This is a genomic window from Streptomyces sp. NPDC058678 (genome assembly GCF_042714835.1).
Classification (GTDB): Bacteria; Actinomycetota; Actinomycetes; order Streptomycetales; family Streptomycetaceae; genus Streptomyces.
The window spans coordinates 1-23,494 of the sequence record NZ_JBHXSG010000077.1 but is presented as its reverse complement, the minus strand read 5'-3'; the positions used below and the strand labels follow the sequence as shown (position 1 = coordinate 23,494).

Annotated in this window: 25 protein-coding genes and 1 pseudogene; 8 read left to right on the top strand and 18 right to left on the bottom strand. The window is 69.9% G+C overall.

The window, feature by feature from the left end:
* Positions 1-4 precede the first annotated feature (4 nt).
* Both ACFWWR_RS41525 and ACFWWR_RS41520 read left to right on the top strand, forming a co-directional pair.
* On the top strand, positions 5-1,357 hold the full coding sequence (locus ACFWWR_RS41525) for a ferric reductase-like transmembrane domain-containing protein (protein ID WP_384309202.1): 1,353 nt from the start codon (positions 5-7) through the stop codon (positions 1,355-1,357).
* Positions 1,358-1,364: 7 nt separating this feature from the next.
* Positions 1,365-1,838: an FMN-binding protein gene (locus ACFWWR_RS41520; protein ID WP_384309199.1), complete on the top strand. Its 474-nt coding sequence runs from the start codon at positions 1,365-1,367 to the stop codon at positions 1,836-1,838.
* A 934-nt stretch (positions 1,839-2,772) separates the two neighbouring features.
* Here ACFWWR_RS41520 and ACFWWR_RS41515 read toward each other — a convergent pair.
* The 6 genes and pseudogenes from ACFWWR_RS41515 to ACFWWR_RS41490 all read right to left on the bottom strand — a co-directional run bounded on the left by ACFWWR_RS41515 (position 2,773) and on the right by ACFWWR_RS41490 (position 4,633).
* Positions 2,773-2,994: an S-adenosylmethionine:tRNA ribosyltransferase-isomerase gene (locus ACFWWR_RS41515; protein WP_384309196.1), complete on the bottom strand. Its 222-nt coding sequence runs from the start codon at positions 2,992-2,994 to the stop codon at positions 2,773-2,775.
* Positions 2,964-3,149 carry an S-adenosylmethionine:tRNA ribosyltransferase-isomerase gene (locus ACFWWR_RS41510; protein ID WP_384309194.1) on the bottom strand — a complete coding sequence of 62 codons (186 nt, stop codon included), beginning with the start codon at positions 3,147-3,149 and terminating at the stop codon, positions 2,964-2,966. The genes ACFWWR_RS41515 and ACFWWR_RS41510 overlap by 31 nt, the downstream gene beginning before the upstream one ends.
* Before the next feature lie 63 nt (positions 3,150-3,212).
* The gene (locus tag ACFWWR_RS41505; protein WP_384309238.1) at positions 3,213-3,485 is read right to left on the bottom strand and encodes a hypothetical protein; all 273 of its coding nucleotides are present in this window, start codon (positions 3,483-3,485) and stop codon (positions 3,213-3,215) included.
* A gap of 101 nt (positions 3,486-3,586) precedes the next feature.
* Positions 3,587-3,991 (bottom strand): annotated as a pseudogene (locus ACFWWR_RS41500) (transposase); the annotation flags it as partial.
* Positions 3,992-4,124: 133 nt separating this feature from the next.
* Positions 4,125-4,508: a toxin Doc gene (locus ACFWWR_RS41495; RefSeq protein ID WP_384309192.1), complete on the bottom strand. Its 384-nt coding sequence runs from the start codon at positions 4,506-4,508 to the stop codon at positions 4,125-4,127.
* Entirely contained in the window at positions 4,508-4,633 is a 126-nt protein-coding gene (locus ACFWWR_RS41490) for a hypothetical protein (RefSeq protein ID WP_384309189.1), read from the bottom strand. Before ACFWWR_RS41490 ends, ACFWWR_RS41495 begins: the two co-directional genes overlap by 1 nt.
* Before the next feature lie 764 nt (positions 4,634-5,397).
* Between ACFWWR_RS41490 and ACFWWR_RS41485 the strand changes: the two genes are divergently transcribed.
* On the top strand, positions 5,398-5,568 hold the full coding sequence (locus ACFWWR_RS41485; protein ID WP_384309186.1) for a hypothetical protein: 171 nt from the start codon (positions 5,398-5,400) through the stop codon (positions 5,566-5,568).
* A gap of 698 nt (positions 5,569-6,266) precedes the next feature.
* On the opposite strand, the gene ACFWWR_RS41480 is transcribed toward ACFWWR_RS41485, so the two are convergent.
* The 5 genes from ACFWWR_RS41480 to ACFWWR_RS41460 form a co-directional block, all read right to left on the bottom strand.
* Positions 6,267-7,412: an alpha/beta hydrolase family protein gene (locus tag ACFWWR_RS41480; protein WP_384309184.1), complete on the bottom strand. Its 1,146-nt coding sequence runs from the start codon at positions 7,410-7,412 to the stop codon at positions 6,267-6,269.
* Positions 7,413-7,423: 11 nt separating this feature from the next.
* Positions 7,424-8,239 (bottom strand): 3-keto-5-aminohexanoate cleavage protein, encoded by an 816-nt coding sequence (locus tag ACFWWR_RS41475; RefSeq protein WP_384309181.1) that lies wholly within the window; start codon positions 8,237-8,239, stop codon positions 7,424-7,426.
* A 17-nt stretch (positions 8,240-8,256) separates the two neighbouring features.
* Positions 8,257-9,198, bottom strand: coding sequence for an MBL fold metallo-hydrolase (locus tag ACFWWR_RS41470; RefSeq protein WP_384309178.1), 942 nt, complete (start codon positions 9,196-9,198; stop codon positions 8,257-8,259).
* Between the two features lie 34 nt (positions 9,199-9,232).
* Positions 9,233-10,171 carry a VOC family protein gene (locus tag ACFWWR_RS41465; RefSeq protein ID WP_384309175.1) on the bottom strand — a complete coding sequence of 313 codons (939 nt, stop codon included), beginning with the start codon at positions 10,169-10,171 and terminating at the stop codon, positions 9,233-9,235.
* A 120-nt stretch (positions 10,172-10,291) separates the two neighbouring features.
* Entirely contained in the window at positions 10,292-11,197 is a 906-nt protein-coding gene (locus tag ACFWWR_RS41460) for a LysR family transcriptional regulator (RefSeq protein WP_384309173.1), read from the bottom strand.
* Positions 11,198-11,324: 127 nt separating this feature from the next.
* Between ACFWWR_RS41460 and ACFWWR_RS41455 the strand changes: the two genes are divergently transcribed.
* The 3 genes from ACFWWR_RS41455 to ACFWWR_RS41445 all read left to right on the top strand — a co-directional run bounded on the left by ACFWWR_RS41455 (position 11,325) and on the right by ACFWWR_RS41445 (position 13,994).
* Positions 11,325-12,473: an FAD-dependent monooxygenase gene (locus ACFWWR_RS41455; RefSeq protein ID WP_384309170.1), complete on the top strand. Its 1,149-nt coding sequence runs from the start codon at positions 11,325-11,327 to the stop codon at positions 12,471-12,473.
* A 70-nt stretch (positions 12,474-12,543) separates the two neighbouring features.
* A complete protein-coding gene (locus ACFWWR_RS41450) occupies positions 12,544-13,326 on the top strand; it encodes a CoA transferase subunit A (RefSeq protein ID WP_384309168.1) in 783 nt (260 codons plus the stop codon).
* A complete protein-coding gene (locus ACFWWR_RS41445) occupies positions 13,323-13,994 on the top strand; it encodes a CoA transferase subunit B (RefSeq protein WP_384309165.1) in 672 nt (223 codons plus the stop codon). Before ACFWWR_RS41450 ends, ACFWWR_RS41445 begins: the two co-directional genes overlap by 4 nt.
* Before the next feature lie 682 nt (positions 13,995-14,676).
* On the opposite strand, the gene fabI is transcribed toward ACFWWR_RS41445, so the two are convergent.
* The 7 genes from fabI to ACFWWR_RS41410 form a co-directional block, all read right to left on the bottom strand.
* Entirely contained in the window at positions 14,677-15,507 is an 831-nt protein-coding gene (fabI, locus tag ACFWWR_RS41440; protein WP_384309162.1) for an enoyl-ACP reductase FabI, read from the bottom strand.
* On the bottom strand, positions 15,504-16,214 hold the full coding sequence (locus ACFWWR_RS41435; protein ID WP_384309235.1) for an SDR family oxidoreductase: 711 nt from the start codon (positions 16,212-16,214) through the stop codon (positions 15,504-15,506). Before ACFWWR_RS41435 ends, fabI begins: the two co-directional genes overlap by 4 nt.
* Positions 16,214-17,458, bottom strand: coding sequence for a beta-ketoacyl-[acyl-carrier-protein] synthase family protein (locus ACFWWR_RS41430; protein WP_384309160.1), 1,245 nt, complete (start codon positions 17,456-17,458; stop codon positions 16,214-16,216). The genes ACFWWR_RS41435 and ACFWWR_RS41430 overlap by 1 nt, the downstream gene beginning before the upstream one ends.
* The gene (locus tag ACFWWR_RS41425) at positions 17,458-17,709 is read right to left on the bottom strand and encodes an acyl carrier protein (protein WP_383456170.1); all 252 of its coding nucleotides are present in this window, start codon (positions 17,707-17,709) and stop codon (positions 17,458-17,460) included. The genes ACFWWR_RS41430 and ACFWWR_RS41425 overlap by 1 nt, the downstream gene beginning before the upstream one ends.
* Before the next feature lie 115 nt (positions 17,710-17,824).
* Complete coding sequence (locus ACFWWR_RS41420) at positions 17,825-18,823, bottom strand: beta-ketoacyl-ACP synthase III (RefSeq protein WP_384309158.1); 999 nt, start codon at positions 18,821-18,823, stop codon at positions 17,825-17,827.
* Positions 18,820-19,536 carry an HAD family hydrolase gene (locus tag ACFWWR_RS41415; protein WP_384309156.1) on the bottom strand — a complete coding sequence of 239 codons (717 nt, stop codon included), beginning with the start codon at positions 19,534-19,536 and terminating at the stop codon, positions 18,820-18,822. Before ACFWWR_RS41415 ends, ACFWWR_RS41420 begins: the two co-directional genes overlap by 4 nt.
* Positions 19,536-20,504: an AfsA-related hotdog domain-containing protein gene (locus tag ACFWWR_RS41410; RefSeq protein ID WP_384309153.1), complete on the bottom strand. Its 969-nt coding sequence runs from the start codon at positions 20,502-20,504 to the stop codon at positions 19,536-19,538. The genes ACFWWR_RS41415 and ACFWWR_RS41410 overlap by 1 nt, the downstream gene beginning before the upstream one ends.
* Positions 20,505-20,940: 436 nt before the next feature.
* Between ACFWWR_RS41410 and ACFWWR_RS41405 the strand changes: the two genes are divergently transcribed.
* Both ACFWWR_RS41405 and ACFWWR_RS41400 read left to right on the top strand, forming a co-directional pair.
* Positions 20,941-22,431 (top strand): FAD-dependent oxidoreductase, encoded by a 1,491-nt coding sequence (locus ACFWWR_RS41405; protein WP_384309151.1) that lies wholly within the window; start codon positions 20,941-20,943, stop codon positions 22,429-22,431.
* A gap of 16 nt (positions 22,432-22,447) precedes the next feature.
* The gene (locus tag ACFWWR_RS41400) at positions 22,448-23,446 is read left to right on the top strand and encodes an aldo/keto reductase (RefSeq protein WP_384309149.1); all 999 of its coding nucleotides are present in this window, start codon (positions 22,448-22,450) and stop codon (positions 23,444-23,446) included.
* Positions 23,447-23,494: the final 48 nt, after the last annotated feature.

The following is a 23,494-nucleotide window of genomic DNA, read 5'->3' as shown; positions in this document are numbered from 1 at the left end:
GCAGATGACGACGGCGTACGCGCAACAAAGGGTCGCCCCCACGCCCCCCGCGCCGCGGCACTCCCTCGCCGGGCCGGTGCTCGCGCTCCTGTGGGGCGGGGCCGCCGTCGTGATCGCCCTGTGGTGGCACGACACGGGCTCGGTCGTCGGTACGGCGGGCTGGCTTACGGGCGCCGGGCGGATCGCAGGACTGCTGTGTGGGTACGCCTGCGCCGTCCTCGTCGGCCTGATGGCCCGCGTCCCGCTCCTGGAACGGCGGATCGGGGCGGACCGGGTGACGCGCTGGCACGCGAGGGCAGGCCGCTACACGATCTGCCTCCTGGTGGCACACGTCGTGCTGATCCTGCTCGGGTACGCCGCCCAGGACGGCTCCCCCTTCCTGGACGAGGCGCTCACCGTGGTCCTGGACTACCCGGAGATGCTCAAGGCCACCGCCGGTACCGTCATTCTGTTCGCGGTCGGGATCGTCTCGGCCCGCGCGGTGCGCAGCCGGGTCGCCCACGAGTTCTGGTACTACCTGCACCTGCTCACGTACGCCGCCGTCTTCCTCGCCTTCGGCCACCAGCTCGCCCTGGGCTCCGACTTCACCGGCAACGGACCGGCCCAGGCCGCCTGGTACGCGCTGTACCTGGGCGTCGCCGCCCTGGTGGTGTGGTTCCGGATCCTCGCCCCCGTCCGGCTCAACCTGCGACACCGACTGCGCGTCGACTCCGTGCACCGGGAGGCGCCGGGCGTGTACTCCGTCGTCATCAGCGGCCGGCAACTGGACGAGATGGGCGTACAGCCGGGGCAGTTCCTGCGCTGGCGGTTCCTCACCGAGGGCATGCGTTGGACCTCCACGCCGTACTCCCTGTCGGCGCCGCCGCGCCCGGACCTGCTGCGCATCACGGTGAAGGCGCTCGGCGACCACAGCGCCGCCGTCGCCCTGTTGCGGCCGGGCACCCGGGTGTGGGCGGAGGGCCCCTACGGGGCACTGACCGCCGACCGGCAGACCTCGCACAGGTCCCTGCTGATCGCGGGCGGCGCCGGCATCACCCCGCTACGGGCCCTGTTCGAGACGCTGCCCGGCGACGTCACCCTCCTCTACCGCGCCCGCACGGCCGAGGAACTCGCCCTGGGCGGCGAGCTGGAAGCCGTCGCACGGTGGCGCGGAGCGAAGGTGCTCTACGCGCTCAACGGTCCGCACGGCCGGCGCCCGGACCTCACGGCCCACTCCCTGCGCACGGCCGTGCCCGACCTGGACGCCCACGACGTGTACCTGTGCGGCCCGCACGGATTCGCGCGGGACCTGTACGAGGCGCTGCGCACCGCCGGGGTCCCGGACCGCCGTATCCACCACGAGTCCTTCGAGCTGTGAGGCCGTCTTGCACACGTTGAAGAAGAACCGTCCGCTCCGCCGCATCGTGCTGGCCAGCGCCGCGACCGTCTCCGGAATGGTGCTGCTGCTGTCGCTCAAGCCGCACTCGACGCCGGCCGTCGCCGGGTTGGCGACCTCTCCCGCGCCGTCCAGCAGTTCCAGCACGTCAAGTGGAACGACCGGGTCGAGCGGATTGGCCACGGGCACCCGGACCCTCACCGGGGACTCGGTCCAGACCCGCTACGGCCCCGTCCAGGTCCGCGCCACCCTGAAGAACGGGAAGCTCACCGACGTCACCGCGGTCACCTACCCGCAGGAGAACCCGAGGGACCAGCAGATCAACGCGTACGCCGTCCCGCAGCTGACCAGAGAAGCGCTCACCGCCCAGAGCGCCGACATCGACACGGTCTCCGGAGCCACGTACACCAGCGAGGGCTACCGCCAGTCACTCCAGTCGGCACTGGACTCCGCTGGCCGCTGACGCCCAGCCCGGCCGACGCGCTCTTCGCACCCGCGACGTCGTTCGTCCACGGCCGAGCCCGTCTGCGTGGTGGCACCATTCCGAGAGCCAGAGGACGCCGCTGCACAACGCACTGCGCGGTCGTGCCCATTGCGTGCCCGTAAGAGCGGACAACCACGGTCAACAGCGGTGCGACCGGACCTGTACAACAGGGGTAGCCCAGCGAATCAACGCAGGTCAGCAACCCTCGGGCCGCCCAAGCGCCATGGCTTCCCAAGCTGAGAGTGCGAGTTCGATTCTCGTCACCCGCTCTTATCGAAGCCCCAGGTCAGCGGCCTGGGGCTTACTTGTTGTCCAGTCCTTTTGTCGCCCCTCGCGCCCCCGACACGGCTCGGAATTGGGCACACGGAGGGCACGGGGTCCCCTCTGCGTATTTGGTCGCCACCTACCCTCACCTCAACTGGACGGCCTGGCACGCCCCTTGGCGCACGGGTCATGGCAAGACACGAGCCAAAGCCATCAGCTTGCCGTCCCCTTGGCGAAGAGGGCCGGAGAAATCGAATGTCGAACCGTCGGCACACATAGGCGGATCACCGCGTCGTCGCTCCTGCAGTACAAGCGCAAGGACGACCAGCGTCGCCGCGAAGCCGCCGACGAGCTCACCCAGCTCGGCCAGGAAACGGGAACGATCTAGCACATGGCCTTCGTCGCCATCTACGACGCCGACGTCCTCTACCCCAGCACCCTGCGCGACGCCCTCATCCGAATCGCACAGGCGGCCTCGTCCAAGCCAAGTGGACCGATCAGATCCTCGACGAGACATTCCGTAACATCCTCAAGGTCGGCCGTAGTCCGCGAGGGGTGTGTCGTAGTCCAGCGACCGGTCGGCGGGGAGGCCGAGGTTGGTCTGGAGGATCTTCTCGAAATCGGTGGAGCGCTGCATTTTCCGTCCTCCTCAGACGATCAGCATTGGGTCGCCGAACTCGTTGAAGAGGTAGCCGTTCGGCAGGACTTCCTCCCGGTACACCCGCAGCAGTTCCGGCGCCCCGGTGAAGGCGGAGGTGAGACGCAGTTCGGAACTCTGCGGCATGTGGAAGTTGGTCAGGAAGGAGTCGCACACCTTGAAGCGGTGGCCCGGGCCCAGGATCAGGTTGGTCCAGCCGGACCGCGGGGGCACCCGGCCGGTGCGGTCGTCCGCACCGTCTCCAGCGCGCGCAGTGCCGACGTACCGCAGACTCCGATCCGGCCGCCCGCCCGGCGTCGCTCGTTGAGCGTGTCGGCGGCCCGGAGCGACACCTCGTACCGCTCGGGCCTGGGGAACGGCAGGCTCACGCCGGCCCTTCCGCGCGGCAGGTCGACGCCCTCGTCGTCGGCTCACTCCACGTCCTGGCCGAGCTACTCGCGCAGATACCCGTGCTGCCACCGCGCGGCGATGAAGTGGGTCACCTCCACGACACAGACACCCTGTTCTCCAAGGGAGCCGAGCAGCTCCGGGGTGAAGTGCCGCGCGGTGGACGGAAAGAGCGTGGCGCCGGGGCGGGCGGCGAGGGACGTGGCAGTACTCGGGTGTTCGCCCTGGTCGCCCTGGCGGTGAGGTGGGGGCCGCTGATCTTCGCCGGCGCCGACCCGGACGTCGCCGAGGCATGCGGCGTTGTGCTGGGTGGGCACCGTACGTGCACCGTTCCTGTCATCGGGACGTGTCGCCGGCCGGCGGCTCGGTAGTGCGCATCGTGGGCGTAACTTGGCGCATGGGCAGAAGCATCACCCGGAGAGCCCGGCCGTGCGCGGTCAACCGGGCTCGGGCCTACTTTTGGGCTGCTTCGCCCCCGCTTGGCCTGCACGTGTGACGCATCGATCGTGGCGCGGGAGAAGTCGAGGCGGTCTGCCGCCCGCAACCCGTCCAGCAGCACCCGCTGAAGTTCCTCCCACACCCCGGCCTCCTGCCACTCGGCAAGCCGCCGCCAGCACGTGGGACCCGAACCGAATCCCAACTCCTGCGGCAGGAACTCCCACTGGACACCGGTGTACAGGACGAACAACACGCCCTGGAGCGTCTTGCGGTCATCGATCCGCTTGCGGCCCGGATACCTGTAACGACGCTCATGCTGCGGCAACAGCGGCTCGATGACCGCCCACAACTCGTCACTGACCTCCCACGGCTTCCGCCGCGCCATGTTCACACCCCACAAAAGACGGGATCACATACATCTCCACCGTGCCACAAAAGGATCATCCTGCAAGGAGCCCTAAGGCGGCCCCGGCGACCGCGCCAGCTCCCGTTACCCACTACGGTTACGGGAAAGTCCTTCAGATCCGCCAGGAGCGGAGCGAGTCCGCGACGTCGTAGATGCTCAGCCGCGTCTCGCGGACCTTTCTGATCAGGTCGGACAGAGCGCCATAGGGAGGGCCGATGCCTTCTCCGGACTGGTCCATGTACTGGCCGGTGACGAAGCCGGCGAAGAGGCTGTTGCGGTGGGGGAGCGGTTCGAGACGCACGATGGTGTGCAGGAGCGCGGCCGCGCGCCAAGCAGCGTCGGGGTTGGACTTGGCGAGAGTCGGCATGCGTGTCTTGTGGCGCGCGACAGCCGCTACAAGGGCCGAGTAATCGGTGACCGACACGTCGTCGTGGCCAAGAGTGACGTCCTGGACGTCCAGGAGCCAGGAGACGTCGATGTAGAGGATCTCGCTCATCAGGCGGCGGTGGCCCCCTGGCCGCGCCCGGACGCGGGAACCTCTTCCGGGAACGCCTCGTCGAACTCGGAACGCAGCCTGTCCGCCCACGAGGCGGCGCCGGCCACGAACCTTTTGCGCTGCATCTCGCGGACACCGAGGTCGTGCAGGTACGGCTGCTCCAGTACGCGCGCGTGACGATCGCCGCGGCGAGTTCGACTTCCCGTGTCCGCAGCCGGACGATCTCCGCCGCGTCCTGGGGATCCCAGCCGGGGAGGTGGGGCGGGAGGACTTCCGCCAGGCGTTCACGTGCGTCTCCCACGCGTCCAGCGGTTCAGCCGACCACGGCATCCGCTGGGAGAGCGCATGCAGTTCAGCGCGGACCTGACGGAGTTCGTCCTGAGCGCCGGTCAGGTCCTGGGGGGAAGGCGTACGCAGCTGCACGAGGCAAAGGTACTGCTGTTCGAACCGTGCTCCGGCTTGCCGCGCGGCAACATCTCCTGCGCCAACTCTTGCGTCTTCTCCTGCACCATCTCTTGCGATTCTCGTGCGCGAGCCTCGCCGACGCCACCGCATCGGTGCAGGTCACCCCCGCCGTATGGGCGTGATCGGGCCTCTGGCATCCCCGGCCGCGATGGCTGATGCTCATCGGCCGGAGCCGGTGGTGCCGGGCGGCGGAGGGGCGCTCGTACACCCCGATCAAGGTCACTGGCCAGGGGCATCTCCCCTGGCCAGTGCGGATCTGCCTTCTTAGCTGGTCACGCAGGAAGGCGATGAGCCCGCCATTTCACGCCGTTGTCTACGAGGGCACTGCCAACGGGGCCCACGCCTGCCGACGACGCTGGCCCTCTGCACACCGCGGCGCCCAGGCCCCGGTGATGCCGCGCTGGACCTGGCCGCCTGCGCCGCCATGAACGCCGCGCACGGGTGGTGGACGGCGGCGCTCGACACCGGCCTGCCGCCCGGCGCGCTCTCCGGCGCCGGCGACTTCGCCGAACGCGCCGCCGGCCACCCGCGCAGCCCGATGCCCTGCTCCTGGCCGGGCACCTTGCAATTGCAGGACCAGGTGCGTCGTCAATGAGGTCCCGGCCGGGACCACGTCGGCCTCGACGCCTCCGGCGGGGGAGAGGCCCTACGAGTCACGTTCGGTCCGGGCGCTGCCTGCGCCATCTGGCTGCTCCGTGAACTGCGGCGGATGCTTCTTCATGACCACGAGATGTCCGTTCTCAGAGGGCGGCATGTGAGTTGATAGGTTTTGTGGTCACCTGAATGTGGGGAAATGCGGCCTCCCGGCCGGTCGGCGGGCTCGGGCGTGCTGGGCTGGATACCGTGAGCGAGCGCAAGCCCTACACGGAGGTAGCAAGCTTCAAGAAGGAGCTCCGCAGTTGATCCGGCGGATCTCGCCGAGGCCGTGGCCGGTCCCGGCATTGCGGTTCTGGAGTGGGATCTGTTTCCAGGGAAGGGGCTTGGCCGACGTCCGGATCGTGCAGCCGGCCGTGCAGGTGAGCGGTCTGCACGAGAATTTGTATTGGCTGCAGAAGCTCAACAATGACCCGGGACACTGCTGGTTGCGTGAGCAGGTCGCCCCATGTCGCTGCGGGCCTGCCCCCCTGAACGTCAGTAGCGATGATGCACGCGCGTGCCGGCGACTCGGCTGATCGCGGCTCGGGGACGACTCCCGTGGATGAAGTGCGCCTGCGGCTGTCCATCGGCCAGGTCGGACATGGGGACCGCCGGTGGACCGGGAAGCCGCCCGCTTGTCCCGCTCCCCCTTTGGGGTCAGATGGTGTCGGCGATCCAGTCGGTGATGTAGCCGGTGGCGGCGGGCATGTTGTCGGCGCTGACGTGTTCGACTCCGCCTTCGCGTTCGGTGAACCACTTGAGCTCGCGTTTGGGGCTGTTGACGGCGGTCTCGTACTGGGCTACGGCGTATTCGCGGGGGATCTGCCGGTCGCCTGCGCCATGGGTGATCAGGAACGGGACGGTGATGTGCTCGGTGACGCCGACGAGGCTCATGTTCGGGGCGAATTCCATGAACTCCTCGAGGGTCTCCTTGCCGAAGACCCACTGGACGTGGTCCCAGTAGTGGGGAACGGGCCTGTCGCCCTCGCGGGCCAGTCGGCGTTTTTGGAGTTCGCCCCAGTTGTAGTTGGCGCCCCAGGCGACGCAGAGGCTGAAGCGTTTTTCGAAGGCGGCGGCGCGGGGTGCGTAGTAGCCGCCCAGCGACCAGGCCATCACCCCGATGCGTGCCGGGTCGACGTCGTCGCGGTTCTCCAGCCAGTCGACGCAGGCGGACGACCAGTGCTCGCTGTCGTGCCGTCCGGTCAGGCCGCGCAGCCGCAGTGCCTCGCCGCTGCCGGGGTGGTCGACGATGAGGGTGGAGATGCCCCGCCGGGCCAGTTCCTGGGCGATGCCGGACCCGTAGATCATCTCCTTGGTGCTGTCCAGGCCGTTGTAGTGCACCATGCACGGTGCCCGGCCGCTGGTGGCTTCTTCGGCCTGGACGAACAGGGCGGGCAGGCTGGTGTCCTCGTAGGGGATCTCGACCTTGGTGCAGTTGTGGCGGCCGAGGGTGATGCCCTTGTCGAAGGAGTCGAGCATCTTGCGGTAGGCATCCCAGCGGGGGGCGTAGTGGCGGCTCTGCAGTCTCTCGGCCGTCAGGTAGTAGACGGAGGCCCGGTAGTACCTGGCGCCGGCCGTGAGTGTGTGCCCGGCAGCCTCGTCCTCTTCGGCCAGCCCGACCAGGCGATCGGCCAGGGCCGTCCAGGACTCGAAGAAGAGCTCGGTGCCGGTGTCCTCGCCCTTGCGGGATGCCTCCAGTACCGGGGCACATGCCTCGCTGACTTCGGTGATGTGGGCGCCGGTGTTCAGCGCGATGTTGACCGACAGGTTCCACACGTAGTTGCCTGGGAAGATCTCGAACACGGCGGTGCTCCTCACACTGCGGTCAGGCCGAGTTGGGCGGCGGCCTGGTCGACGTCGGCGACGGGACGGTCCAGCGCGTGCGCGAGTTGCACGGCCCGGCGGACCAACGGGGCGTTGGCAGGGGCCAGTTCGCCCTTGCGGAGGTAGAGGGTGTCCTCCAGTCCGGCGCGGGCGTTTCCGCCCAGGGCCAGGCCGATCGCGGTGAGCTGCAGATTGGCCCGGCCGATGGCGATCACCTGCCAGGCGGCGCCTTCGGGCAGCCGGTCGACCATCGTCATCAGGTTCTGCGGGGTCGCGGCCATGCCGCCGCGCACGCCCAGCACGATGCTGAACTGGAGTGGCTCGGCCAGCAAGCCCTCGTTGAGCAGCTGAAGGCAGGCGTCGAGGTGGCCGGTGTCATAGATTTCCAGCTCGGGTTTGACCCCGAGTTCGAGCATCCGCCCGGCCAGGCGCCGGACCGCGTCCGGCGGGTTACGGAACTCTCCGGTACCGAAGCTCATCGAGCAGGGGTTCAGTGTGGCCATGCGGGGCCGGAGCTCCACCAGCGCCTCGCGTTCCTCGAAGGGAACGGTCAGGCCGACGCCTGTGGAGAGCTGGATGAGGATCGGACAGCGTTCGCTGATCAGGTCCATGGTGCGCTTGGCGATGCCGAGGTCGGCCGTGGGGCGGTCCTGTTCGTCACGCAGATGGATGTGGGCGATGGCGGCGCCTGCCTCGTAGCCTTCGGTAACCGCTGCGGCGATCTCCTCGGGCTGGGTGGGGAGCGCCGGGTTGTCGGCCTTGGTGGCGATCGGCCCGGTGGGGGCGACGGTGATGATGGCGGTCATGACGGCTCCGATGAGGCTCAGGCGAGGCAGGTGAGGGGACGGCCGCCGTTGTAGGCGATCATGTCGGTGAGGGCCGCGGCCACATCGATGGGACGGCCGAGCGGGGCACCTTCCAACTCGGCGTAGGCCCGGTGCAGGTTGCCGACGATGCGTTCATGGTCGAGCAGGCCGTCGTACTCGCCCAGGTCCAGTTCGCGGGCGGTCTCCAGCGGGGTGAGCCCGGCGTCGCGGCCGGTGCGGGCGGCGGCTTGCACGAACCGCAGGTAGCCGAGCACGTCGTCGATGAGTCCGGGCCCTGCGACGGCGCCGTGCCCGGGAACGATGGTCGTCGCTCCCAGCGGCTTGACGACCTCCTCCAGCACCTGGATGGCTCCGGACACCGACCCCTGGACGAGGAAGGGAGTCCCGCCGTTGAACAGCAGGTCGCCGCTGAAGAGCAGCCTGCGTTCCGGAAGCCAGACGATCGAGTCGTTCGTCGTGTGGGCGGGAGCACCGACGTGGCGTACGTCGGCGCGCAGGTCGTCGGCCCACACGGTCACCGAGTCGGTGTAGGTGAGGAACGGCGGCTCGAGGACGACATCACCCCAGTCGACCTCGGTCCAGAACGGTGCCGATTTCGGCTCACCCCAGTCGAGGATGCCCGTCCGGGTGGCCTCGTGTCCGACGATCGTGGCCCCTGCGAAGAGGTGGTTGCCGAAGGTGTGATCGCCGTGGTGGTGGGTGTTGATCAGCGTCCGCACCGGCTGCGGGGTGATGGTGGCGATGGCGTCCAGGTAGGCGCGGGTGCGGCGGACCGTGGAGCAGGCGTCCACGCTGATCACCCCGCGTCCGCTGACGAGGAACCCGGTGTTGTTGATCCACCAGCTCCCGTCGGGCTGTATGTAGGCGAAAACGCCGTCGCTGACCTCTTCGAGCCGCGGCGGGGCGAGGGCGGTGACGTCGTGGTGGACGGTGCTCACTGCGGGCTCCTGTCATGCGGGGTGGGCGGTGTGGTCAGAGCGGGGACGGGGTCCACAGCCCCTTGTCGGGCTCGTTGAACATCGCCGGGATCATTGCGTCGGTGATCAGCCCGCCGGTGCCCCATTGGTCAGCGGCCTCGGGCGTGGCCTCGAACCGGCGCGGTACCCACGTCTCGTCGTCGGGGATCTTCTCCAGTTCGGTCGTGTACTCCACGACGTTGCCGTTGGGGTCCAGGAAGTAGGTGAAGGTGTTGTCCCCAGCACCGTGCCGGCCCGGGCCCCACAAAGGCTTGTTGCCGTGCCGGATCAGCCGGCCGGAGCCGCGCATGTACTCGTCGATGCCGCGCATCTCGAAGGAGATGTGGTTGAGCGCGACATGCGGTCCCGAACTGATCGCGAGGATGTGGTGATCGACCCGCGTCCGCATGAAGCACATGTGGTCCTCCAGCCAGTCCGACAGCCGGAAGCCCAGATGCTGCTCGTAGAAGGCTTTGGTCTTGAGGATGTCCGCACTGTTGATCACCACGTGGCTGAGCCGTTGCGGAATCGACTCACGCGGCTCCAGCGGTCGCGCCGTCCGTTGCTCGACATCGGCCGAGACCTCGATGAGGCGGCCTTCGGGGTCGAAGAAGCGGAATCCGTATCCGCCGCCGGGCGTGTCCAGGCTTGCGGGTTCGCGGTCGATGGTGACGCCTGCGGCGATGAGGCGCTCTGCGAGGGCATCGACGGAGGCTGCGTTCTCCGCGCCGAAGGCGATCAGGTCCAGGCGCTTTTCGGCTGCGCGGCGTACCCGGAGGATGTACTGCTCGGGGCTGGCCTCCGCGGCGAAGAAGGAGACGCCGCTGTCTTCCGCGACCGGCGTCAGGCCCCACACCCCACGGTTGAACTCGACCGCGGGGTCATAGTCGGGCACGGCGATGGCCACATGACGCAGACGAGTGATCGGGGAGCGCGTGGTCGTCGAGAGGTTCATGTCGGCTGCTCCAGCGTGTGGTGCGCGCCCCGCATCCTTGCGGGCGCAGCCTGAACGCTACGTACAGAGAGTCAACAACTGAAACGATTGATGTCGATGGATTAAATCGATGCTGTCGATCTATAGTTCGGCGGCGAGCTCGGCGATCCGCTCCCGCAACCAGGTAAAAGCGGGATCGTCAGTGTGCCGGAGGCTCCAGAACAACGCCTCGCTGATCGGACGAAGAGGCACGGGTGCCTCGAGCACCTTCAGGCGGGTCTTGTCGGCGACGTGCCGGGCCAGCCGCTCGTGCACCAGCGAGACGAACGGCGTGCCGGTCACCAGGAAGGGGATGATGACGAAGCTCTGCGTGCTCATCTCCACCCGTCGCGCGATCCCGAGCGAGTCGAGCTGGGAGTCGGCGATCGACGGCAGCGGACCGCCGCTGTAGGCAACGTAGGGCAGTCGGCCGAACTCCTCCGCGGTGACCGTGGAGGAGACCGCGTCGTTGTCCGGGTCGGCCACCAGGACGTAGCGGTCGTTGAACAAGTGGCGGTGCGGAAAGGTGAGCCGGGACCCGGTCAGTTCCGTGGGCAGCACCAGAAGGTCGATCTCGCCCTTGTTCAGCTGTTCGGCGAAATTGCTTTGTACAGGTACGACGTGCACCCGCTGCAGGGGTGCCTCCTGTGCCAGTCGCGCGACCAGCGGGCGCAGCAGGATGAGCGTGACGTAGTCGCTGGCCATGATCGTGAACGACCGGCGGTCGACCAGCGGATCGAATCCCCGCGGCCGGCCGAACACCGCCTCGGCCGCCGCCACCGCCTCGCGGACCGCAGGGGCGAGCGAGAGGGCCAGGGGTGTGGGCACCAACCGCCTGCCCTCGCGGACGAGCAGCGGATCGTCGAAGTGCTTGCGGAGCCGTCCCAGCGACGCACTCATGGCGGGCTGTCCTACCGACATGCGCTCGGCTGCCCGGGTCACATTGCGCTCGCCGAGCAGGGCGTCCAGTGCCAGCAGAAGGTTGAGGTCCACCCCGCCCAGGCTCATGCCGAGTACTCCTTTTCCGTCATATATCGATGGTATCGATCTTAAGCATTGATAGTAATCGCTTGGAAACATTGTGATGGCGTCCTACCGTCGCGGTTGTCCAACACAAGGAAGTGAGGTGGCGACCATGCAGGTCACGCGAGTCCTGGTTACCGGGGCGGGGATAGGTGGGCTCGGGGCTGCCGTTGCGCTGGCCCGGCGTGGCGTCGAGGTCGATGTCGTGGAGGTCCGGGAGGACTCCGGCGTCCTGGGCGTCGGCATCAACCAACCCGCCAACTCGCTCCGTGCACTTCGCACCCTGGGAGTGCTGGATGAGGTTCTCGAGATCGGTTTTCCCTACGACCGGAACGCGTTCTACGACTGGCAGGGCCAACTCATCGTCGAATGCCCGTCCGCCTTCGGCGGTGACGTCCCCGCCAACAACGCGCTCACGCGTCGCGAACTGCACCGCATCCTCAACGGTGCGGCCGAACACGCCGGCGCCAAGGTCACTCACGGCGTGAGTGTGCGGGATCTCGAGGAGACGGGTAACGAGGTACACGTCACCTTCTCCGACGGCAGGACCGAGACCTACGATCTGGTCGTCGGCTTCGAGGGGCTGCGCTCTCCGCTGCGGCAGCGCCTCTTCGGCACCGAGCACGAGCCGGTCTTCACCGGTTACTCGGTGTGGCGGCTGACGATGCCCCGGCCGGAGGAGGTCCGCAACACGATGTTGTTCCAGGGCGACGCCACCAAGGCCGGTGTCATCCCCCTCAGCGAGGACAGCATGTACCTGCTCCACGTCACTCCCGAGCCCGGCAACCCGCACATGCCCTCCGACCGGATGGCCGATCTGCTCATCGAGCGCCTCGCCGGATACGGCGGGCTCATCGGAGAACTCCGCGACAGCATCACCAGCCCTGACGGCATCGTCTACAGCCCGCTCAACGAGGTCTTTCTGCCTTCACCCTGGTTCAAGGGCCGTGCCATCGTGCTGGGCGACGCCGCACACGCCAGTGCACCGCACCTCACCCAGGGCGCCGGCATGGCACTCGAGGACGCCGTCGTCCTTGCCGAAGAACTCGCCGAGCCCGACCGGACCGTCGAGGCCTCACTCCTGGCCTTCATGGAGCGTCGCCATGAGCGGGTCAGGCTCGTCCAAGAGGTGTCCCACCAGATCCTGTTCGGCGAGATGGCCGTCAATGCGGCCACCCTGCCGCACGCCGTCGAGTACATGCGCGAAGCCCTGCCCGGGCAGCTCGGGCAGGTGGAGGGCTTCCTCAATCAGCCTTTCTGAACCGCGCGGCCACGATGAAGCCAGCGAGCCGATACATGTGTGTCCGTCCGCGCTGAGAGGAACAACAAGCGTGAACAAGGTCAGTGCGAGCGCCGCGCAGGCGGTCGCCGACATCCCCGACGGCGCGTCGCTCGCAGTCGGTGGTTTCGGTCTCAGCGGTGTACCCGAGGTCCTTATCCGGGCCCTGCACGAGCAGGGCGCCACGGGCCTGACGGTCGTGTCGAACAACTGCGGTGTCGACGGCCGTGGCCTGGGCGTGTTGCTTGCCGCCGGCCGTATCGCCCGAGTGACCGGCTCGTACGTCGGCGAGAACAAGGAGTTCGCCCGCCAGTATCTCTCCGGCGAACTGGAGGTCGAACTCGTCCCGCAGGGCACCCTCGCCGAACGCCTGCGCGCGGGCGGCGCGGGCATCCCCGCCTTCTACACCCCGGCGGGTGTCGGCACCCAGGTCGCCCAAGGCGGCCTGCCCTGGCGGTACACGCCTGGGGGTACCTCCCGGCCGGAGGACGGGGGAGGCTCCATCGCCCTCGCGTCCCCCGCCAAGGAGACCCGCGACTTCCACGGCCGCCTCCACATCCTGGAACACGGTATTACCACGGACTTCGCCCTCGTACGGGCCTGGCGCGGCGACCACCACGGCAACCTGGTCTTCCGCCAAGCCGCCGCCAACTTCAACCCCCTGGCCGCCATGGCCGGACGCGTGACGGTCGCCGAGGTCGAAGAACTGGTGGAGCCGGGCGAACTGGCGCCGAGCGAGGTGCACCTGCCGGGCGTCTTCGTCCAACGGGTAGTGGAACTGACGACCACTCAGGCCGCCGACAAGAGGATCGAGAAGAGGACCGTACGCGTATGAGCAAGCCCAGCACGTCCACCGGCTGGACCCGCGACCAGATGGCTGCCCGCGCCGCCGCCGAACTCACCGACGGCTCCTACGTCAATCTCGGCATCGGCCTGCCCACCCTCATCCCCGGCCATCTCCCGCCCGGCGTCGATGTCGTCCTGCACTCCGAGAACGGCATCCTGGGTACCGGCCCGTATCCGTACGACGACGAGGTGGACCCCGACCTGATCAACGCGGGCAAGGAGACCGTCACCGTCCTGCCCGGTGCCTCCTTTTTCGACTCGGCCCTGTCGTTCGGCATGATCCGCGGCGGCCACATCGACACGGCCGTGCTCGGCGCGATGCAGGTGTCGGCGAAGGGCGACCTGGCCAACTGGATGATCCCCGGCAGGACGGTCAAAGGCATGGGCGGCGCGATGGACCTCGTCCATGGCGCCCGCCGCGTCATCGTCCTCATGGAACACACCGCCAGGGACGGCACCCCGAAGATCCTTCAGGAGTGCACCCTGCCCCTCACCGGCGAGGCCTGCGTGGACCGGATCATCACCGACCTCGCCGTCCTCGACATCGCTCCCGACGGGCTCGCCCTTGTCGAGGCGGCACCCGGCGTCAGTCTTGAAGAGATCAGGGCACGCACCAGCGCATCCTTGCGCACCGACGCGCTCAGCGCCGCATGCTGAACCCTGGGGCCGCCCGGCGAACGTCCCAGTGGCGCACCAGCGCACACGCTCCCGCCCAGGTCGAGGCTGGGGGCGGCGCGGCGTCGAGACCATTGAGTGCTTGCGAGCCGGACGCCATAGCGTCGGGCGCGTCAAGCCAGTGCGTCGACTTCCATGTGGTTCTCGTGGTCAGCAAGATGAGCAGGCCAGTGGGAAAAGTCGGATGCCCGGTCACTTTTACACGATCCCAGATAGATGCCCTGGCGTCGCTTAGATGGCGAGTCGGCGCAGGCATAGAGGAGGATGACTCGAGTAACGGATAACCGCACACGGCGAGTTCACGAAAGCTGTTGCGGATGTCCGTCAGCGGCTGGCGATCGTGGGTGGCGTGGGTCGCGGGTGGGGTACTCGTGCCGGTCGGGGACGTGATCGCGGGTAGGTGATCGTCCGCCAGCGGCTGATCTCGGCGTTCGTCAGCACGAGGAGGGACCGCAGCAGCATGGTCGCGTAACGGGCCGAGAGCCACGGCCCCCACGACGGGCCGCTGGCCCACGGCAACGGCGGCGTCCCTCTCCTGTGGGTGGATCCGGCGCGGGAGCTGGTGGTCTGTTCGCGGTGGAAGACGGGGGTGGGGGCGCTGCTCGCCCAGTGTCGGAGGCGGTACGACCCGGGTGTGTCGTACCGCCGTCATGGGGCCGGTGCTTCATGTCATGACCGCGTGCAGCCCCCCGTCGACATGCAGGATCTCGCCGGTGGTGGCCGGCAGCCAGTCCGACAGGAGCACCGCGCAGGCCTTCGCCGTCGGCTCCGGGTCGTGGACGTCCCAGGCGAGCGGCGGGCGGGTGCGCCAGATCTGCTCCATGCGGTCCACTCCGGGGATCGAGCGCGCGGCCAGGGTACGGACCATGCCCGCCGCGACCAGGTTGACGCGGATGCGTCGTTCGCCGAGGTACAGCGCCAGGTAGCGGGTGACGGACTCGAGCGCGGCCTTGGAGACGCCCATCCAGTCGTAGCCGGGCCAGGCCAGGGTCGCGTCGAAGTCGAGGCCCACCACGGACGAGCCTTCCTCCATCTGTGGAAGGCACGCCGTGACCAGGGCCTTGAGGGAGTACGCCGACACTTCGAGCGCCGTCGCCGCGTCCTGCCACGACGTGTCGAGGAAGGCGCCGCCGAGCGCGGACCGGGGGGCGAACGCGATCGAGTGCACGATTCCGTCAAGACCGCCCAGGTGGCCGACGACCGCGTCCTGCAGCGTGTCGAGATCGCCGCGCTCAGTGACGTCGAGACGGAGCACTGGTGCGGGCATCGGTAGGCGCTCCGCCATCGCCTCCGTGATGGGCAGGGCCCGCCCGAAGGAGGTCAGGACCACCCTGGCCCCTTCCTGTTGGGCGATCCGCGCCACGTGGAAGGCGATCGAGGTGTCGGAGAGCACCCCGGTGATCAGCAGCCGCTTCCCGGCGAGCAGCCCGCCCGTCGGCCGGCCGGCCTCGGTCGAGGTGCCCTTGGCCCGGGTGTCCTGTGCCGACGTGCTCATACGCCCATCCCGAGACCGCCGCTGACGGGGATGAACGCGCCGGTGATGTACGACGCGTCCGCACCGGCGAGGAAGCGCACCACGCTCGCCACCTCCTCGGGAGTGCCGGGGCGGCCGAGCGCCGTCATGGAGAGGTACTCGGCACGCCTCTTCGGGCTGACGCCGGCCACCATGTCGGTGTCGATGAAGCCGGGAGCCACCACATTGGCCGTGATGCCGCGCCGCCCCAGCTCCCGGGCGAGCGAGCGGGCCAGGCCGGTGAGGCCCGTCTTGGAGGCCGCGTAGTTGGCCTGCCCCGGCGAGCCGAGCATCCCGGAGAAGGACGAGATGAAGACGAGCCGGCCCCACCGGCCCTCCAGCATGCCGGGGATGGCCCGCCGCGCCGACCGGAAGGCACCCACCAGATTGGTGTCGAGGAGTGCCAGGAAATCCTCGTCGGTGGTCTGCAGGGCCAGCTTGTCCCGCATGATCCCGGCGTTCGCCACCAGGACCTGCACGGGGCCGTGCTCGGCCTCGATCTTCTCATACGCGGTGTCCAGCGACCCGGGATCGGTGACGTCGCAGCGTACGCCGAAGAAGCCCTCGGGGGGCTCGCCCGACCGGTGCCCGACGGCGACCCGGTCGCCCTGTGCGGCGAAGGTGCGGGCGATGGCCAGACCGATGCCGCGGTTGGCTCCGGTGACGAAGACGGACCGGCCTTCGGTCATCATGTGCCTGCTTTCTGGAGGACCAGGACGGCGTTCTGCCCGCCGAACCCGAAGGAGTGGCTGGTCGCGGTCTCGACGCGCTGCTCGCGCGGCGCACCGCTGACGACGTCGATGTCGATCTCGGGGTCGAGCTTGTCGAGGTTGGCGGTGGGCGGCACGAGACCGTGCTCGACGGTCAGGGCCGTGTACGCCACCTCGATGGCGCCCGCGGCACCGAGCGCGTGCCCCGTGACGCCCTTGGTGGAGGTCACCGACGGCCGGCCGACCAGGACCCGGTTGATCAGCTGGGACTCCATCAGGTCGTTCAACTTGGTCGACGTGCCATGGGCGTTGACGTGGTCGACGGCCTCGGGGGCGACGTCCGCGTCGGTGAGCGCCGAGCGCAGGGCGCGTTCCACGCCCGCGCCGGCCGGGTCCGGCGCGGAGGCATGGTGCCCATCGGCGCTGGCCCCGTAGCCCGCGACCAGCGCGCGGACCGTGCCGCCTCGCGCTGTCGCGTCCCGCTCACGCTCCAGGACCAGCACGGCCGCCGCCTCCGCGGCCACGAAGCCGCCGCGGTCCGCGTCGAAGGGGCGCGACGCCCCCGCCGGGTCCTCGGTGCGCCGGGACAGCGCGCCCATGCGGTGGTAGGCGGCCATCGGGGTCGGGCTGAGCGGTGCCTCGGAGGCGCCGGCGAGCACGATGTCGCACATGCCGGACTGCAGCATCTGCCGTGCGGTGCCGATCGCCGTGACACCGGAGGCGCAGGCCGTGGCGACCACGAGGTTGGGGCCGAGCGCCCGGCAGTGCATGGCGAGGTATCCGGAGATCATGTTGACCGGCCAGTTCACCATCACCAGCGGTGAGACCTGGTCGGCGCCCTCCTGGTGGTACGCGGTGTGGGCGTCCTCGTAGGAGGCGGTGCCGCCCAGCGCGTTGCCCAAGACCACGCCGACCCGGGCGCCGTCCCACCGGTCCGGGTCGAGGCCCGCGTCGGACAGCGCCTCCTTGGCGGCCACCAGGGCGAGTTGGCTGACCCGGTCCAGGCGCCAGGCCGTGGAGCGGCCGAGCAGGGCGTTGGCGTCGAAGCCGGGGACCCGGCAGGAGATGTCCACCGGGAGTCCGGCGAGCGCCGGGTCGCGCTGTGCGGTGGGGCGGCCCGACAGCAGCCGCTCCCAGTTCGCCGCCACCCCGATGCCGGCCGGGGTGACGAGGCCGATGCCCGTGATCGCGACGCGTGCGTCCCGTCCTGTGCCCTCGGCCATCAGGCGTTCCCCGCCGCCGTGTTCACCAGCTCGAAGAGGTCCGAGACGGTGCCGCTGCTGTTGAGGTCCTCGGTGGGTATCACCACGCCGAGCTGCTTCTGCAGGGTCAGCGCGACCTCGATGAGCGCGAGCGAGTCCAGTTCGATGTCCTCCAGAACGGTGTCGGGCTTGATGTCCTCGCGCAGGACGCCGAACTTCTCTTCCAGGACCTGGGAGAGGATCTCGAAGGTGGGGGGCGTGAAGGTGCTCATCGCGATGGTGCCTTTCGGGTGTGGGAACCGGGCGCGGATACGCCCGGGGTGCGTGGCGTTAACGTGCTTGTGGCAACGCGGACTTAAGCCGCGCCCGGCATGAACGTGCCGGTGGTTATGCGGACTTCAGCGCGGGCCAGGTCAGTGCCGTGGCCCCCCAGGTGGCGCCGCCTCCGAAGGCGGCCAGGACGACACGGGCGCCGGGGGCGAGGTCCCCCGTGCCGTGTGCGTGTGCCAGGGCGAGCGGGATGGAGGCCGCCGCCGTGTTGCCGACCCGGTCCAGATGGATCACAAGCCGCTCCACGGGGATGTCCAGTTGCTCCGCGACGGCGTGCAGGATGCGCAGGTTGGCCTGGTGGCCGACCAGCCGGTCGACGTCGTCCGGCTGCCATCCGGTGTGGGCGAGGGCGGCGCGTGCCGATTCGGTCATACGGGTCACCGCGTGCCCGAACACCTCCCGGCCGCGCATGGAGAAGTAGCGGTCGACCGGATCGGAGTCGGGATGGGGGCGGGGCTGCTCCGAGCCGCCGGCCCGCACTGTGATCAGGTCGGCGAGCGAGCCGTCGCTGCCGAGGACGATCCGGCCGAGGGCGCCAGGCTCACCGGGCTCACCGGCGCGCAGCACCACGGCGCCCGCACCGTCGCCGAACACGACGGCGCTGGACCGGTCCTGCGGGTCGATGAGGGTGCTGAAGGCCTCGGCGCCGATGACGAGGACCTGTTCGGCGGCCCCGGACGCGATCATTCCGGCAGCGGTGGTGAGCGCGTACAGGAATCCCGTGCAGACGGCGGAGACGTCGAAGGCCGGGCGTCCGGTGAGGCCGAGGCGGCGGGCCACCTCGGGGGCGGTGGCCGGACAGGGGCGGTCAGGCGTGGTGGTGGCGAGCACCACCGCGTCGACGTCCGTCGTGCCCGCCGACTGCAGGGCCCGCGCCCCGGCCTCGGCGGCGAGGAGGGATGTGGGCATGCCGGCGGAGACGAAGTGCCGGGTGCGGATGCCGGTGCGGGTGCGAATCCACTCGTCCGAGGTGTCCATGCGGGCGGCGAGGTCGTCGTTGCCGACCACGTCGGGCGGCAGCCACGCGCCGATGCCACTGATGACGGCGGCTCTCACGCGCGGCCTCCCCTGGCGAGGACGGCCCGGTCCGCACCTTCCGTGCCGGCGCTTGCCGCGCCCGCGGTGACCAGCGCCTCCACCCTGGCCGTCGCGTCCGCGGTGTCGGTGAAATCCACGGCGTGCCAGCCGGCTTGCTCGGCGCCCGCGCAGTTGACCGCGAGATCGTCGACGAGCACGCACTGCTCGCCGGGCACCCCGGCCCGCTCGGCGGCCATGCGGAAGATCTCCCGCTCGGGCTTGCGGCAGCCGGACTCGTACGACAGCACCACCGCGTCGAAGAGTCCCTCGGGCGGCACGGCCAGCCGCCAGTGCCGGTCCCAGGCAGGCGGCATGTTGGACACCAGCCCGACGAACACTCCCTGTCGGCGCAGCCGGTGCAGGGTGTCCAGCCAGGGCTGGTTGACCGCACGGTCGGCGAACCAGCGCGCGGGGTAGTCGCTGAGGTCGACGTGGATGCCGCTGTGCGTCGCGAGGGCCTCCTCCATCCGGCGCTCCCAGGTCTCCTGGGTGAGCAGCGGGGTGTCGAGCGGTGCCATGACGTCGTCACCGGCCCCGCAGTCGCGGGCCACCTGCCGCATGGCGGCGAGGAGCGTGGCCGAGGGCACCCCGAGCCGGGCGCAGAAGGGCTCCAACGTCTGGGCCACCGGCGGGGTCAGCACGCCGCCGTAGTCGGTCCAGACCGCGCGTACAGGCCCGGTCGCGAGCGCCATCAGAGCGCCTCCGCGACGCCGACGGCTATCTCGCTGACGACGGTGCCGTCCTGCCGGAAGCGCACGGCGACCTCGTCGCAGCTGTGGCGCACGGCGGCGACCCGGACCGGGGCGTCGAGTTCGGCGAACCGGGCGAACCTCGACTGGTAGCCGGTGATCCGCACGCCGGTGCCCGCCGTGAGGAGCGCGGCCTGCCGGGCGGCCTCCATGAGGATCATCGCGGTGTAGTGGTCCTGCGGGTGATCGAAGTGCGTACGGTGCCCGGACGGCACCGCCACCACGGCGGACACCCCGCCGGCCACATGGCGGGCGTCGGCGAGCGCCACGTTGGCGGGATCGCGACGGGCTACGTCGGCGGGCGGCACCGGCGTGCCGGGCGGCACGGCGGGCAGCGAACCGGACAGCGGCGGCGCCGACCTGCGGTGGTAGCGGCGGACGATCTCCGCCTCCTCCACGGGCGAGTAGCGGGCGGAGATGTCGCAGCGGCCGAGGACTGCGCCACCGAGCGAGAGCTCCAGGACGTACCGCGCGGCCCGCACCGTCCCGGAACGGACCTGGCTGCGGGTGACAGCGGCCTTGATGTTCAGCTCGCGGGGCCGGTCGTGAGGCGGGAGCGGGGTGTCGCTGGTGAGGGCGAGCGTCCATTCGGTGACGTGGAAGGCGCTGTCCCTGGCGACGCCGAGGCCGCGGTGGGCGATGCAGGTGGCGACCTGCCGGCAGCACTCCAAGAGGAGCATGCTGTCGGGGCCGTCGGCGGCCGGGCCCGTGTGGTCGCCGAAGTAGTAGTGTGCGGGCGGCAGTTGGGCCGCAGCGAGGTAGGTGTCCGCGGACAGGTCGGCGTAGTCGGTGAGGAAGACCTCGCTGACCGCCCAGCGGTGGACGTCGCCGCGGTCGACCGTACGTCGGTAGGAGAGGGTCGGAGCGGATGTGACCGTGTCCGGGGCGAGGGCGCTCTGGGGGAGGGGCATCGTGTGCTGCTCCTTGGGCAGTGGCCGGGCTCGTGGCTCACATTCTTCGAACGCCGGACAGCCGTCAGCCAGAGCCTTCTGCCACCTGTGCGGCTCATACCCTTGAAATCGGTACCAGTCACCGGGGTTCAAACACCCGCTCTGCCCTGCTTTACACCCGTTGACAGACCCCCGCGTCTTGTCGACGACGCATCAGCGGCGGGGCCGAACCGCTGCCGGCGACCGGAGCCGCCACCGGAAAGTTCCTTCAGGGTGGTGCAGGACTCAGGGGTATCACGCACACCACGTCCCACCCTCTGATTTCGTGCACGATGGTCATCCGGCGTGCACCGGCCGCACGAGCCGACGTGGCGCCCTCTTCTCCCCCACCCCTCACCCGCACGCCCCTACCCCCCGCACGCCCGTTCCCCCGAACGCAGGAGGTGTGACGCTCACCGTGGACAGCGAAGCACTGGTCGTCGGCGCAGGGCCGACCGGCCTGATGATGGCCACCGAGCTGCTCCGCCGCGGGATCGACACCAGAATCGTCGATCGCGCGGCCCGAAGGAACCCCCATGCAAAGGCGATTATCCTCCAGCCGCGCGCGCTGGAGGTGATGGCCCGCCTCGGCCTGGAAGAACGCATCCGCGACGCGGCCCTGCCGGTCGTCGCCGCCAACTACTACACCCGCGGCCGCCGCGTCGCCCGTATCAACTTCCGTGGTCTGAAGGGCAGTCGCTTCGGAACCCCCCTCTCCCTCCCGCAGAACGAGACCGAGGGACTGCTGCTCGAAGCGCTGCACGAGGCGGGTGGGCGGGTCGAGTACGGCCATCGGCTGACGGCCCTCTCGCAGGACGCCGACATGGTGGAGGCCGACCTGTCGGGGACCATCCACCGCACGGGCCGGCTGCTCGGCTGCGACGGCGCGCACAGCGCGGTCCGCGAGCAGCTCGGCGTCGCTTTCACCGGGCCGACCTACCCCCAGTCGTTCGTCCTCGTCGACGGAGAGTGGGAGACCCCGCTCGCACACGCCGAGGCGCACTACTTCATGGGCCCCGCGGGCGTGCTGGTCGTCGTCGGTCTCCCCGGTGGCCTCATACGTGTCTTCGGCAGCGCCCCCGAAGGCGCCACCGAGGAGAACGTCGAGGAGACCGTGCGGGCGATCGCCGCCCAGCGCAGCCCGGTTCCCCTGGAGCTGGCCTCTGTCACCGGCTCGGGCCACTTCCAGGTGCACCGCAAGATGGCCGACCGGTTCCGCGAGGGGCGGGTGCTGCTCGCGGGCGACGCCGCGCATGTGCACAGCCCGGCCGGCGGGCAGGGCCTGAACACCAGCATCCAGGACGCTCACGAAGCGGCCTGGCGCCTCGCCGACGTGATCCGTGGCCGGCTGACGGAGACCGTGCTCGGGGCGTGGGAGCGGGAACGTATGCATGTCGCGCGTGCCGTGGTCACCGACACCGACCGGCAGACCCGGCTGTGGACCTGGGGCGGCTGGCGCGAGCGGGCCCGCAACCTCGCGGCGTCGGCCGCCGAGCGCAGCGGTGTCCTCGACCGCGTCCTGCCGTCCCGCTTCGCGCAGATGGACCTGCGCTATCCCGCCGAGGGCCCCGCGCTCGGGCCGCTCGGCCCCGGAACACGGCTGCCGGACATCCCCCTTCCGACCGGCGGCCGCACCCACGACCTGCTGCGCGACGGGCGGCACGCGCTGCTCGTCCTCGCGGGTCGTACCCCCTTCGCCGAGCTAGACGTGCCCGTCTGCGCGCACCTGGACGCGCGGACCGCGCGCGCCCTGGGCGCACGTCGCCCGGGAGCCGTGCTCGTACGTCCCGACGGCGTTGTCGCCGCGGCCGCCGCCCTCGCCGACACCGCCGCCCTGCGCCGCCTCGAGCAGCTCCTGCCCGCCCGCCAGGGCGACCCCGGGACCACCACCTCGCCCCACCATCCGTAGCTCACGAGGAGAAGGCATGACCACCACCACACCGCACACCCTGGACCGCGTCCTGCTCGGCGGCCGGCTGGAGGTGTCCGCGATCGGCCTCGGCTGCATGGGCATGGCCGAGTTCTACGGCGACCGCGACGAAGCCGAGTCGATCCGCACCATCCACGGAGCCCTGGACCGGGGCATGGACTTCCTCGACACCGCGGACATGTACGGCGCCGGCCTGAGTGAGGAGATCGTCGGCCGCGCGCTGGCCGGCGGACACCGCGACCGGGTCACGCTCGCCACCAAGTGCGGGCTGATCCGGACCCCAGACGGCGTACGGGTCGACGGGAGCCCTCGGCACATCACCGATGCCGTCGACGCCAGCCTCAAGCGCCTGGGCACCGACCACATCGACCTGTATTACCTGCACCGGGTCGACCCCCAGGTGCCCGTCGAGGAGTCGGTCGGCGCCATGGCGGAGCTCGTCGACGCCGGAAAGGTACGGCACCTGGGGCTCTCCGAGGCCGGTTCGAAGACGATCCGCGCGGCGCACGCCGTGCACCCCATCACGGCGGTGCAAACCGAGTACTCCCTCGCCAGCCGCAATCCGGAGCGCTCGGTGCTGCCCACGGTGCGGGAACTCGGCATCGGCTTCGTCGCCTACAGCCCCTTCAGCCGCGGGCTGCTCTCCGGCGAGCTCTCCGGGGCCGAGCTGGCCCCGGACGACATGCGGCGCGGTCTGCCCCGGTTCTCCGAGGACAACCTCGACGTCAACCAGCGGCTGGTCGCGAGGATCGGCGAGCTGGCGTCCCGACTGGGCTGCTCACCGGCACAGTTCGCGCTCGCGTGGCTGGTCGCGCAGGGTGTCGTACCGATCCCGGGGGCTCAGAAGCGTACGCACATGAACGAGAACGCCTCCGCGGGAGCCGTCACCCCGACCCCCGAAGTCCTGCGGGAGGTCGACGAGATCGCGCCGCCCGGTGCCTTCGCGGGCGAGCGCTTCCCCGAGCACCTGCTCGCCATGGTCCAGGAGGACTGAGAAAACTGGATGGACACCGGACGGGCCCGGGTGCGCTCAGCGCACCCG